Source organism: Candidatus Woesearchaeota archaeon, from assembly GCA_018303425.1.
Lineage (GTDB): Archaea > Nanobdellota > Nanobdellia > Woesearchaeales > JAGVYF01 > JAGVYF01.
Map to the genome: position 1 here is coordinate 1 of JAGVYF010000016.1, position 13479 is coordinate 13479.

The 13479-nt window shown below is 32.6% G+C and carries 11 protein-coding genes; 8 read left to right on the plus strand and 3 right to left on the minus strand.

The features are described from left to right. Positions 1-183 precede the first annotated feature (183 nt). The 6 genes from J4418_02860 to J4418_02885 all read left to right on the plus strand — a co-directional run bounded on the left by J4418_02860 (position 184) and on the right by J4418_02885 (position 7348). On the plus strand, positions 184-1812 hold the full coding sequence (locus J4418_02860; GenBank protein MBS3112995.1) for a hypothetical protein: 1629 nt from the start codon (positions 184-186) through the stop codon (positions 1810-1812). Between the two features lie 90 nt (positions 1813-1902). Continuing rightward, on the plus strand, positions 1903-2499 hold the full coding sequence (locus J4418_02865) for a hypothetical protein (GenBank protein MBS3112996.1): 597 nt from the start codon (positions 1903-1905) through the stop codon (positions 2497-2499). Continuing rightward, complete coding sequence (locus J4418_02870) at positions 2490-3170, plus strand: hypothetical protein (GenBank protein MBS3112997.1); 681 nt, start codon at positions 2490-2492, stop codon at positions 3168-3170. The genes J4418_02865 and J4418_02870 overlap by 10 nt, the downstream gene beginning before the upstream one ends. A gap of 100 nt (positions 3171-3270) precedes the next feature. Further along, positions 3271-4911, plus strand: coding sequence for a hypothetical protein (locus J4418_02875; protein ID MBS3112998.1), 1641 nt, complete (start codon positions 3271-3273; stop codon positions 4909-4911). A gap of 132 nt (positions 4912-5043) precedes the next feature. After that, positions 5044-6177 (plus strand): DUF444 family protein, encoded by a 1134-nt coding sequence (locus J4418_02880; GenBank protein MBS3112999.1) that lies wholly within the window; start codon positions 5044-5046, stop codon positions 6175-6177. Further along, positions 6155-7348, plus strand: a complete 1194-nt coding sequence (locus J4418_02885; GenBank protein MBS3113000.1) for a SpoVR family protein — start codon at positions 6155-6157, stop codon at positions 7346-7348. The genes J4418_02880 and J4418_02885 overlap by 23 nt, the downstream gene beginning before the upstream one ends. A 69-nt stretch (positions 7349-7417) precedes the next feature. Here the strand turns inward: J4418_02885 and kae1 are convergent, their stop codons facing one another. Continuing rightward, complete coding sequence (kae1, locus tag J4418_02890) at positions 7418-8395, minus strand: N(6)-L-threonylcarbamoyladenine synthase Kae1 (protein MBS3113001.1); 978 nt, start codon at positions 8393-8395, stop codon at positions 7418-7420. A 289-nt stretch (positions 8396-8684) separates the two neighbouring features. Here kae1 and J4418_02895 point away from each other — a divergent pair, with 289 nt between their 5' ends. After that, positions 8685-10598, plus strand: coding sequence for a bifunctional (p)ppGpp synthetase/guanosine-3',5'-bis(diphosphate) 3'-pyrophosphohydrolase (locus J4418_02895; protein ID MBS3113002.1), 1914 nt, complete (start codon positions 8685-8687; stop codon positions 10596-10598). 378 nt (positions 10599-10976) lie between these two features. Here the strand turns inward: J4418_02895 and J4418_02900 are convergent, their stop codons facing one another. Further along, complete coding sequence (locus J4418_02900; GenBank protein MBS3113003.1) at positions 10977-11789, minus strand: transposase family protein; 813 nt, start codon at positions 11787-11789, stop codon at positions 10977-10979. Between the two features lie 271 nt (positions 11790-12060). Between J4418_02900 and J4418_02905 the strand changes: the two genes are divergently transcribed. Further along, positions 12061-12390, plus strand: coding sequence for a hypothetical protein (locus tag J4418_02905; protein ID MBS3113004.1), 330 nt, complete (start codon positions 12061-12063; stop codon positions 12388-12390). A gap of 117 nt (positions 12391-12507) precedes the next feature. Here J4418_02905 and J4418_02910 read toward each other — a convergent pair whose 3' ends face one another. After that, a complete protein-coding gene (locus J4418_02910; GenBank protein MBS3113005.1) occupies positions 12508-13329 on the minus strand; it encodes a tyrosine-type recombinase/integrase in 822 nt (273 codons plus the stop codon). Positions 13330-13479 lie beyond the last annotated feature (150 nt).

Sequence of the window (13479 nt, forward strand, 5' to 3'; positions counted from 1 at the left end):
TCAATTTAGTACAATTGAAGAAATGCATCTTGAACCTGGTCAATGGATACGGGTAAATTATGAATTAATGGGAGAAGACTTAACTAAAGTTGTAATTGATATAGTGGAAATCCAATAAAAATCATAAAATCTGAAACTCTAAAATTATAATTAGGGATAATCCCAAAAAATATAATATCTAAAATGAATAAAAGACTTTTATTGGGAATTTATATTGCAGGTTTACTAATTTTAGTTGGGGGAGTAAATGCTGCAGATTGTTTTGTTCGTTCATCGTGCCTCCCTGGAGAAAATCCTGTGCTTCATTTGTCATCAACTAGCAACGCGCATGCTGAATATACAACGGAAACGAATTATATCAATATTTTATGTTGTCCAGGGATTACAGCGAATTCAGTTTCAGGTGATGTAGATGTATTGCATTTATCTTCATCAACCAATGCCAACGTTGAATTGAATACTGAATCAAATTTTGATAATAAATTATATTTAAGCAATCAACAGGGAAATTTGCAATGTGAGTATAAAGCTTTATGTGATGCAATAACTGAAATGTGCGTGACCTCTTTTTCTGATGGGACTACAAATCTCCACATTGGAGAATGCAATTCTTACACTAATAATTTATGCTGTCAAAATACTGCTTGCGGTCCTGAAATTTGCGATAATGATTTAGATGATGACTGTGATGGAACTATTGATGACATTGATTGCTGTCCCGGAATTATAGAAATCTGCGATAATGGCCAAGATGATAATTGTGACGGAACAATTGATGAAATTGATTGCTGCCCTGGAACTTTTGAAATTTGTGATAATGACCTAGATGATAACTGTGACGGAATTATTGATGACATTGATTGCTGTCCCGGAACTACAATGGGGCAAGAAAATATAGAAGCCAGTTGTAATGATTGCATGGATAATGACTGTGATGGGGATATGGATGGCGTAGACACTGATTGTCAAGGCAGTGGTCCTTTGCTTTGTTTAAAGACTGTAAATCAAGAAACAGGTTTATGCGGAGATGGGCTGGACAATGATTGTGATGGATATGACGATTTAGAAGATTCTGATTGCAACGGGGATGTTAATACATGCGCTCCTTTAGAATGCGTATCAGGGAATATTTGGGATTCATGTACTACTGCCCAGGGTTATGATGGAGTTTATAATGAAAATTGTGAATGTATTCCTACAAACCAGTGCGCGGGATTAAGTGAAGGAGAATCTTGCACCGCGGTTACGTTAGATACAGTTTCATGCGACGGAACATGCACAAGGTTTGAAGATGGCCAGTTATATTGCATTGATAACCAGTTTGATGGTTGTCCATCATGTGATGTTGACCGTTCCGGAGAATTTTGTTTATATGGCAGGTGCAGAGGAACATTAGATTCGTTGTGCAACTGCCAGGATGATACAAATGACGGGTGTGGCGGTACAAGAAGATGCGGAAATGGTTATATTAATGCAGGAGAAGCATGTGATAGGACAAATTTAAACGGAAATACATCATGCAGTCAATATTTGCAGGGGACTGTCGGAGAGATAAGGTGCAACGCCGCATGCAGATTTGCGGGATGTTATAATGGCACATGCGTTCCAGCAGTTTCGGGGGATAATTGCCAAAGCGGTTGCGGGTTTAAAATTAGTTCTGTGTCAGGAAAATGTTATTCTAATAATGATTGTTCAAAATTATGTTCTGATGAAATTGATCTTGATATTAACTCTGACAATATTGTCACGCAAAGAAAAGTTGTTATTTATAATGGCAAGCCAATAGTGATTAATATTGTTGTTTGGGAATAGATTAAACATTAATCAAGGATTGTCATTTTATATAAGTTAATATTACAAAATTAGATTAAATATATAAAGTCTAAATTCTTTATTTTTTTTATGTTGAATAAAAATAAAAAAGGTTATTTTTTTTTATTGGATGGATTAATAGCAATATCTGTGCTTGTTACTGGTTTTGTTATAATTGGTTCAATATATGTAAGTTATCCAATTTTTAAGCCTTCATATCATATAGGCGAAGATTTATTAGGGGCATTAGCGAACACAAATATTTCTGATATTAACCTTGAACAAAATTCTGAAATTATGCGGCTTTTTAAGGATAATAAGATTGATAACAATGCCTCAAGCATACTGCAACAAGTGGGTAAATTTTTCTATGATTTTTGTGAGAAAGGTGAAGTCCAAGGATTAAAAGATGCTAATTCTATCATGTATGGAATTATAAATAATATTGTGCCGAGACCGTACTATGCAGAGATTAATTTTACAAAAGAGGGCGGGTGCGGTGCAAATAAGCATTCCAGGCTTTACACCAGTTATATCCCTAATAATGCGGTATTAATTGATGCTGAAATTGAGGGTCATAAAGAAAATTCTAAGATTTTAATTTCAACACAGAGAGTAATTTTGGGGAATTATGATGATACTGCTATATTCGGGCCTTATATAGTGAGGTTAAATGTATGGAGATAAGAAATAATAAAAATGGAATGTTTTTTACGCTTATGTCAATGATGATAATAAGTTTGCTTGTTTTTGCATTAACAACGCCCCCTAAAAATATATCTGGCATTGAAAAAATTGAACCAGTCACTACAAGAATACAAACATTAAATGATTTTTCAAGTTCGCTTAATTATTTGTATATTGACACAATTATAAAAACCGCAACTTTTAATATATTGCAAAGCATAGGCAACGGAATAATCACCGGAAATCCTTCAGATATTGTCAAAAGTGAACTTGAAGATATCACTGACCCGGTTAAAACAAGCGCATATTACTGGTTTAATGAACTTAATATTTCAGCTGGCGAAGCATATCACTCAGATTTTAGAGTTAATCGGTTCGCTGTAAAAAGCATTACTCAGCAAAATAATGAACCTTTTACTGTAACAGTTGAATATGATATTGATTATACTATAAATACACTGGATCCGCATTTATTTTGGAACATTATAAAAAATTCAAGTGTTGCTCGGATTAGTATTCTTAATCTGCCTGACCCTGAATACCCTGGCGAAGTTATTAATTTAGAAGATTATTTTGCTGATGAACAAGGTTTAACATTTTTGCAAAAACTCGGCAAATCTGCGGCAGAGTATGACTCCAATAAGATTTGTCCGGCAAGTACATGCCCCTAAATCTGAAAAGCACTTATAAAAGAAAACACTTTTAAGTGTCATACGCCATAAATTAATAATAAAAGATAGTAATATTTATCTAAAATGGAAGGTAATTGAAATGGATTTTGGTATCATATCGCTGGGAGATTATGTTAATCAAAGTAAAACTGATTTTAGATTAAAACGAACAACTCATGATTTTGTAGCTGATACTTTTAGTTTTTATAAGAGAGATGAACTTTTCCCTAATATTAAAGGCCTTGAAAAAGAAATAATGATGATTGAACAATATTTTGCAGGCGCCAGAGAAATGGGTTCTTTGAACCAGAGTTCGCAAACCGAGAGCGGGTTATTAATGGCAGTGGATGGTTGTCCATTTAATCAACACCCTTATGATTTGGTGCCAAGAGAAGAAAGAGAAAAGCAGGGCATTGAATGGCACATGCACAGTGTTGCGTGTCCTGTGTGTGAAGCTACTATTGAAAAATATAAAAGTTATCTTGATTTACCTGTAAGGCGGTTATATATTGGGCCAAGAAGCGGGATTGGTGAACATATCTCTAATGATCCGAGGAAAGAAGACGAGACTGAGTTTTTAGGCAATCTTGATTATAGTAAACTTGCAACTTTGGCAAATGCAAAATCTAATTCTGAAGCGTATGATTGGAATGGTAAACTTATATGGGCAAATCGCGGATTATTTTACTGGGAAGAAATGTTAAAATCAAGACAACAGATATTAACAATGCTGCTTAACTTAACACAGGATAAAAAGATTACATACAAAAATTTTCCGCCATTGTCCGTTGACATGATTGTAATCGGAGCAACTAACTTTGGCGAATATGATAAAGCTGTAGCTGAAAACATACTTGAGCCATTGTTTGGAAGAGCATATGTTGTTGAGTTTAAGTATGTTACAGATAAAAGGTCTGAAGTCGGAATCTATAAACAAAGACTGGATAAAATAAATCGTTCTTTAATTTTTAAAAGGGGTAAATCTATTGAATGCATTAATCCATTTATTTTAGAAAATTATATAGCTGAAATTGCGTTAGAATCCCGAAAGAAATCTGGGGGGAAAAATGGACTTGCGCCAAGATTATTTGAGGATATCATGTCAATTGCGCACAGTAATGCAGTTAGAGAAAATAAAAATTGTATAAGTTTTGATACATATCTAAATGCGCTTGAAACCGTAATGTCCTCTGAACGCTTAAAAAAAAATGATTTGGGTAAATATTTTGAAAGTTTTGAAACTTTTACTGAAACCCTTAAAGAAAGTATGAGAAACAGGCTGCATGAGATAATTGTTGAAGATCTTTCAACATTTGAAGATTTTCGTTGTAGAGGGCAGGCTTATTTTGAAGAATATATACGGATTTTAAAAAAGAAACAAAGGTCTGCCAATGGTAAAAAAGATTTAACTGAAACGGATGTGCAGTTATTAAATGATATTTATGTTAATATAACAACAAAATCAAAAATTCCTCTGCCGGACCCTGAAGCGTTCGAAAGGACGTTTTTAGCATATGATGAAGATAAGCTTTTAAAAATGGATTATAGAGATAAAGAAGAAATTAGATATGCTATCAATAAATTAATTGGGAAGGATCTTGAAATAAGGGTAAGAAATGCATTATCAGCGCATTCTTCAAATACTGGATTGGTTACTGATTTAAAAAAAATATTAACCTCTAAAAATCGGTGTTGTGATGAGTGCGGAAATGATTTATTATATTTTCTGGCCCATGGTTAAAATTTGTGTTTGTTGTTAGTTTATAACCGGCGGGATGAAATGGGAAAATGCGGGATCTTAACGAGTTCCGGGTGAATGAATCTGACGAGAATGCCCTTGGCTATGGTTGGTGGTGGTAGTGGGTGATTGACATTGAAACGCATTAATAGGGGCAAGATTGCTGAAGATGCTCATGAAAAACTGAAAAGAAGTTTTAAAGATAAGATTGATTTAGATTTATTATTGCAAAAAGAAAAATTTATTGATCCTGAAACTCATAAAATCAAATTTGAAACTGATAACTTATATTTGCCCAGGCCTTTTTTAAAAGAAGAAGGTAATGGAAACGGCAGTAAAGAATTAGTTTTTGGGGATTGCGCGGATTGTGATGGCACCCTTAACATCCCTGATAATGGGGGCGGTTTAGATAATTCTGCTGGCGCAGAGAGTTCTTGTGAAGTTAATTATGTTGAATTTAGTCTTGAAGAATTTATTAAAATGGCTCAAGAGTTTTTAATAGAAGATCTTAAACTTCCAGAATTAAATTTTGTCATGACAGGGGGAAACGTTAAAGAAGATAGGGAATATGATGATTTTAGCAGGTTTGGCGCGTTAGACGAACTTGATATTGATCAAACTTTTGAAGATTCATTAGTCAGGCACCTTTCAGAAAAAAGAACAGGGGCCTGTATCCTTGACCCTAAAAAAGACGGGTGGTATTGGAACGAAATCGAAAAAAAAGTTTCTGATGTCATGGTCTTGGAAGAATATGTAATGGACATTTCCGGTTCCATCAATCCTGAAACTTCAAAATTGATACGGAAAACTGTTTTTTGTTTATGGTATTATCTTGACAAGTTTTATCAAAAAAACGAGAGAAAGTACATTTTTTTTAATGATAATGCTAAAGAAGTAACGCTTGAAGAATTTTTAAGTGTTGAACCAGTAGGAGGAACGCGTTTATCTGAAGGAATTAAGCTGGGGTATGAGATAAGCCAAGAATATAGGGATTATAATAAATTTTTTTTCTTTTTTTCAGATTTGGATAATTCTACTAATGATGACGAAGCAGCATATGAATATATAGAAAGAGTATTAGAAGAATTTGATTATATCTATATTGCAAGAGTTAACCCCAATAAAAAAAATTTAACTGGTTTTTATAAATATGTGGAAAAGTTAAGCAGGGATAATGCCAAAATATATATTTTCGATTTAAATGAATCAAGCATTAAGGAAATGTTGCTGTATTTTTTAGGGCAAAATGGACAAAAAATTAAATATTGAAATTTGCAAGTTAGAAAGGATTGCAAAGGAACAATTAGGATTGGATTTTTATCCGATACAATTTAATCTGGTTTCTCCTGGTTATATTTCGCAAATTGCCTCCTTTGGGCTGCCTGAAAGATTTATCCATTGGGATTTTGGAAGAGAATATAAAAAATTTAACCGGGGTGGCGGGGATATGAAAATATTGGAGCTTGTTTTAAATAATAATCCGGCATATGCATACCTTTCAAAAGATAACACCTATAATGAAAATCTATTTGTTATTGCGCATGTAATGGGACATGCAGACTTTTTTAAGAATAATGGTAATTTTAAAAAGCTTAGTCAAAACATGGTTGATAAAGCGGCAGTAAATGCAAAGATTGTTGATATGTTAAGAGTTGAATATGGTGAAAAAATCGATGAATATTTGACATCGTTATTGTCAGTTGCAAGCTCTTCGATAAATTCGTTGCAGTATGAATATAAAAAGAAAGAAAATTTGTTTTATTATTTATATGGACATGCTGGTAAAAATGAATGTTATCAAAAGTTTTTATTTGATATGATAAAAGAAGAATTTGAATATTTTGATCCTATTTATCGCGCACAAATTGCAAATGAAGGATGGGCAACATTTGCAGAGTTCAATATTTTAAAAGAGTATTTTAATCCGCAGCAATGGTGGGATTTTGCAAGAAATTTTGGATTAAGGCCTGAAGTGTATAAGCTAGGTTTTGAAATTTATAATTCAATATATAAAGAAAATGGTTGGGGGAAATGCTTAGACGTAAGAATGTGTTGTGATGACATAGCATTTGTGCAAAGTTATCTAAGTCAGAATATCGTTAATATGTTAAAAATGGGTTTTAAAAAAGATTCAGGCAAACTTGAAATAGCAAATATTGACGATGTAATTTCTACTCTTGTGGTGCAAAAACAGACTAAGGGTTGCCCTATTTTTACAGTAGATACTGAAAATTCCGAAAAGAGCGGGAGTTTATATATTTTTTATGAGTGTAAGCCCGGAGAAGAATTAGACCCGCTTAATCCTCGAAATACTGCTTTCTTTAAACAAATTTATAATCTTTGGAGAAACGATATCATCTTTGAAATTTATTATCCCGATTCTATAAAAGGCAAAGAATATTTGTATGATCCTGAAGATAAAATTATGAGAATTTTGTAAAAAAGCGATATTTTATAAAAAAGCTATATTGATAATGGCTTCATACGGTTTTTATCAATTACTGATTAATTATCTCCAGTTTACTATGACTTCATCGGTTCGCCAGTAAGGCAAAATTTTTGTATCTTCAATTTTTTGGCGTTTGCCTGCGCGATATTCCAGTATGCCTTGCCATGCGATCATTGCTGCATTATCAATATTGAACTGGTTCTCTAAAATAAAACATCGCGCGCCGCGTTCATCGCACATTTTTATTGACATTTCTTGCAAACGTTTATTGCATGCAACACCGCCCCCAAGTAAAAGTTCAGATTTTCCGCAATGCGCCATTGCGCGCTCACTTACCTCTAACAGCATTGCATATGCAATTTCTTGCGCAGTATATGCAATGTCTTCTTTTGATTCGCCTTGTTTAAATTTTTGTTTTAGATTTGTCAATAGCCCGCCAAAGTTCAAATCCATGCCTTTTACTAAATACGGAACATCTAATAATTTTTTTCCTTTCAAAGAAAGTTCGTAAATTTTTGGACCTCCCGGGAATCCCAAACCTAAACTTCTGGCAAGCGAATCAAGAAAGTTTCCAATTCCTATGTCGAGAGTTTCGCCAAAGATTCTGTATTTTTCGGCCTCATAGGCGATTATCTGAGTATTTGCGCCAGATGCATAAAGCAACACTGGGTCTTTTGCACCTGTTTGCATCAACCCTATTGAAAGGTGTGCCACGCAATGGTTAACTCCTATTATCGGAATATTATATTTTAAAGATAACGCCCTTGCCATCATTGCGCCCACACGAAGCGCGTGTCCTTGTCCGGGGCCTTGTGAAAATGAAACAAGTTCAATATCCTGCATTTCAACGCCCGCCTGTGAAAGAGCATTGTTAAGCACTTTATCGCAGCAGTTTAAATGATGTTCTCCTAACTTAAAAGGAATCATTCCGCCAGTTTCAGTTGTATAAACATCTCTAATATTGCTAAGAATTTTTTTTTCATCCAATACTGCGACACCGAATGTATGGGCAGTTGTTTCAATACCGAGACATTTCATATATAAGTGAGGATAAATTTAAGCTTTTTAAGAATAGCGGTTTTTTTGTAATATTTAATCGAAATCGACACCGCCAGTTACCGCTTCGTTATAAATTGGCGCATATCTGTCTTGCTCTGTTGGGTTTCTCAGGCACTCATTTTCCATTAAAGAAATAATCAAATATGGGCCATAGTGAAACCCACTGGTGGAAAACGAGATTTTAACTTTTTAAAGTATTATCAAAATCAGAGACTAGCTCGAAATTTAATAGTAAATTATAAAAAGATGGGTTTAGCTCTTAATTAATATGTCAGAATTATCGCAATTGGACTATGAACATTTGATTAAGCGTGTAATTGAGTTTAATCCTAACGCTAACTTAGAAATAATCAAGAAAGCTTATGAGTTCATTAAAAAAGCCCATGCTGGCCAAAAACGCGAGTCAGGTGAAGATTATATTCAGCACCCGTTAAGAGTTGCATATGTGCTTGCAAAGCTTGAACTTAATTCTGTAACTATTGCAGCCGGATTATTGCATGATGTAATCGAAGATACAAATACTACTGCTCAAAAGATTAGAGATGAGTTTGGCGAAGAGATTGCTTATTTAGTGAGGGGCGTTACAAAGATTACAAAATTAAAGTTTGAGTCTAAAGAAGAAAAAAAAGCTGAAAATCTTAGGAAAGTATTGTTTGCAACTGCTAAAGATATCAGGGTAATTTTGATTAAACTTGCGGATAGGCTGCATAATATGCAAACCCTAAGATATTGCGTTCCTGAAAAACGTGAAAGAATTGCAACCGAAACTTTGGAAATATATGTGCCCATAGCGCATAAACTTGGTATTTATCTAATAAAAAGTGAACTTGAAGATTTGTGTTTAAGATTTTTACACCCGGACATTTACACGTTTATTGCTGCCAAAGTTTCAGAAAAAAAAGATGAAAGAGAACAAAAAATTACAGAGCTAATTGAACTGCTTAAACTTAAAATAAATGAGATTGAAATTCCTATTTACGCAATCCAGGGCAGAGCTAAATCTTTTCACAGCATATATAATAAAATGAATAAAAAAAATAAATCTTTTGAAGAGATTTATGACTTGCTTGCTCTAAGGATAATAACTAATAGCATTGAAAATTGTTATAAAATTTTAGGCTTAATACATTCTAATTGGGTATATATCAAATCTGAATTTGAAGATTACATCGCCAACCCGAAACCTAACGGATACCAAAGTATACACACACAAATCATGCTAAATAAAAAACCAGTGGAGATTCAAATCAGGACATTGGATATGCACCGAGAATCAGAGGAAGGCATTGCTGCGCACTGGAGATATAAAGGCACAGATAGAGATAAGAAATTTGACCGAAAGATTAGTTGGCTTAAACAAATATTGGAATGGAAAAGAAACTCAACTAATGCGGTTGATTTTATTGAAACATTGAAAATTGATTTATTTAAAGATGAAATTTATGTTATAACCCCGAAAGGTGAACCTATTGCGCTACCTGAAGGTTCCACCCCGGTGGATTTTGCTTATGAGATTCATACTAATCTGGGTAATTTATGCAAACAAGCTAAAGTTAATAATTTAATTAGGCCATTAGATTATGTTTTGCAAAGCGGGGACATTGTTGAAATTATAACTCAAAAAAAAGTTAAACCTTCAAGACAATGGCTTAATTTTGTAAAAACTAATCTTGCAAAAAGTAAAATAAGGCAATCCCTGGGGCTAGTTATAAAAGAAAAAAAGAAAGATAATTTTCAACATTCAAAAGATTTGTTAGATATGGTTATAACTGATATTGACAAAAAAATGGTCCGGATATCTAAATGTTGCAATATTGAGAACGGAACAAAAATAGTTGGTTTTAAAACAAAAGATAATAGGGTGCATATACATAATTCTGATTGCCCAAATGTCAAGGAGCTTGATCAAAATAAACTAATCAATATGCAATTAACTGAACAAAAAGAAGATTTAATCAAGTTTAATATTACTGTAAAAGACAGAATAGGGATTGCTATGGACATATTATCTGCAATATCTACTAAAGGCATAAACATAAAATCTATTAATATGAAAGAACACAGAGGTAATACTATTGTGTCAATAAAAATTGACATAGCCAAGTTAACTCCTGAACAGCTTAATGATTTAATATTGGAAATAAAAGCTATTAGAGATGTGGTTGATTTAAACCAGATTTAAATTAAATCTAATTAAAGCAATTAACATGATAAAAATTACATCAAATTTAAATTAATTGTTTTAATCGAAATTAATTCTTTTAATTAAAACTGAATTATATTGGGATGCAGAGTATTAAGTTTATGAAGCGATAAATTAAAAATTAGATGGTAAAATAATATTGGTGTATAGTCCCGAAATAACGTAACATCCACTTATATTCTCAAGTATAGAAAATCTAGCAAATTCTATTTAAATCAAACTTTCATATAACTCTTACAAAGATTTTACTAATATGTTACGCTAATTCGTGACCGCTTCATCTTTTCTCCACGGTAAAACCTATAGTCACGAAATAAGGTAACATGCCACGAAATAACGTAACATTTTGACGCCTTTTTAAAGGCGTTTTTTGTAAGCCTCAGAAGGCGTCATGTAATCCAATGCCTCACTTAAACGTTCATCATTATACCATCTAATAAAGTCGTCAATATTCTCAAAACGTTCATCAAATTCCTTATCTAAAATATCAAAAAATTTTTCATTCTTCCCATTTGTTTGAGGATGTCGCTTTTGGGATGGTATGAACACAATCCCCAATTCCTCAAGTGTCATTTGAAAAGCATGGTTTGCTTTACCCTCTTTATCAAATTTATTTGCTATAAATTGGGTTCCTCTGTCACTATTCAAACAATAAGGAATTACGCCATGTTCATTAATAGCATTATATAGAGCAAATAAAGAATTTTTTGTAGTCTCACTGCCTATAATATAACCCATAATCCTTCTTGAGCAGTCGTCAATATATACGAGAATATGCTTTTCAGTCAACTTTATTGATTTTATTTTATGCCAGTCAGTGTGCCACATATAATTTGGAATTGGCCACTCATAGCGTTTGTATTTTCTTGGCTTTCTTCGTTTCAGAAAAGGTTTCTGAAACCCTTCTTTGATCATAACTTGTTCTATCTTACGTTTTGAAACACCAAAACCCTTGCGTTTGAAGACTGCATGAAGCTTGCGAGCACCACATTTATTATTTTTCCATTCTTTGATAACCAAATTACAGAAATTTATATTTAGAGACTCAAATGGTCGCCCAGATTTATGGGTCTCTAATCCATCATTTCCTCGAATTTTGAATTTTTTATTTATTTCCCAAACTGTCTTCCGATTAATCTTCTGTGCTAATGCAATGCGATTAATAGGCATACCTCGTTTGATTTGGTTTACAATCCATTTTCTTTTTTTTTAGTTAATTTTGCCATAAAATTCACCTTCATCATTAAATAATGTCGAGAATTTGTTTAGTCTTTTAAATACTACAAAAAATGTTACCCTATTACGTGACTAAACAGTAAAATAATATTGGCGAAACGTTTATATACCTATAAATTCTATTTTAAACTAATTAAAGTGGATGAATATAGCTAAAGAGAAGAAAATGTTTAATATTGTCCGGGATTACAGGGTCAGAAGTTTTATGGGACTTCTGATAATTTTAATTTTTGCAGGGATATTTGCATCATATTTGAATATTAATAATGGAATTGAATCTGAATCTAAAAAGTTATTATTCTCAATTGAAGTAAAGAACAGCGGGTTTGGATTTGTAATTAATGATGAAGTTAATCCTATAAAATTGTCAGAGATAATTAACAAAGATTATCAAAGTATTAAAAATGAAGCAGGAATAAAATCGGATTTTTGTATTTTTTTTGAAGATCAACAGGGCAATATATTAAACCTTGAAGGAGAATTTGCTAAATCAGGTGATCGGGTTTGTATTGGCAAAGATGTTAAAAATATTTAAAATTTTCATGTCAAAAAGTGATGTTTTTATAAAAAAGCAGGAGGAATACCTTCGGATTTATCTGCTGGATGAAGTCGTCTCATTCGAGTCTTTGTTCGAAAGAAAAAAATTGAGCAATTAATCATCTAATGGATTTTTAATATTGCGAATGTTTTTGTTTGAAACTTTTGTATAGATTAATGTTGTGCTTATATCTGAATGACCAAGTAAATCTCTAATGTACCTTATATCAGTTCCATTTTCTAAAAGATGTGTTGCAAAAGAATGTCTTAATGTGTGAGGTGTAATGTTTTTTCTTATACCTGCTTTTATAGCTACATTTTCTATGATTTTTTGTATAGTCCTTTGTGTATACTTACCACTTCTGTTTGTCAAGAAGATATATCCTTCCTTATTGAGAGTTAAATTCATTAAACCATCTTTAACTTTTAAAGAGAGCATAACAATCCTGTCTTTCTTTCCTTTTGCCCTTTTTAAATGAATCAAGTTTCTGTCAAAATCAATATCATGCCATTTAAGGTTTATTATCTCACTGATTCTTAAGCCAGCTGAATAACATATTTGTATAATTAACCGATGATTAATGTTCTTTGTAACAGAAATAAGGGATTCAATTTCTTCTTTAGAAAGTATCACTGGAAGTTTCTTTTCCCGTTTAAGATTAGGCAGATTGTTAAGAATATCTTGTATTTCTGAGCTTTCTTTTTTGATTGTATTAAGATAGAATTTAATTGCGAAACTTGCAGATCTTACTGTTTCTTCAGAATTACCTTTTTCAATAAGTTCAAGTAAAAATTCTCTTGGCTGTTTTCCTGAGAATACATATTTCTTAATATGGTGCAGATAAGTATCTATCGTCTTTTGTGAATATCCTTTTAGCTTGCACTCTTGAATTACAATAGTCCCAATTTCAGTTTCGGTATAATGTTCTTTGTTCATAAAATCTGGGAAAAACTATTAAATATATAAAATTACGCATTTTATGATTAAACGCGATATTAAGCGTAATAATACTACGCTTAATATATGTTATATTCAATTGGACTTGGCGCGCTATCGATGTATCACAATAATTTCTTTTAGAAGTGG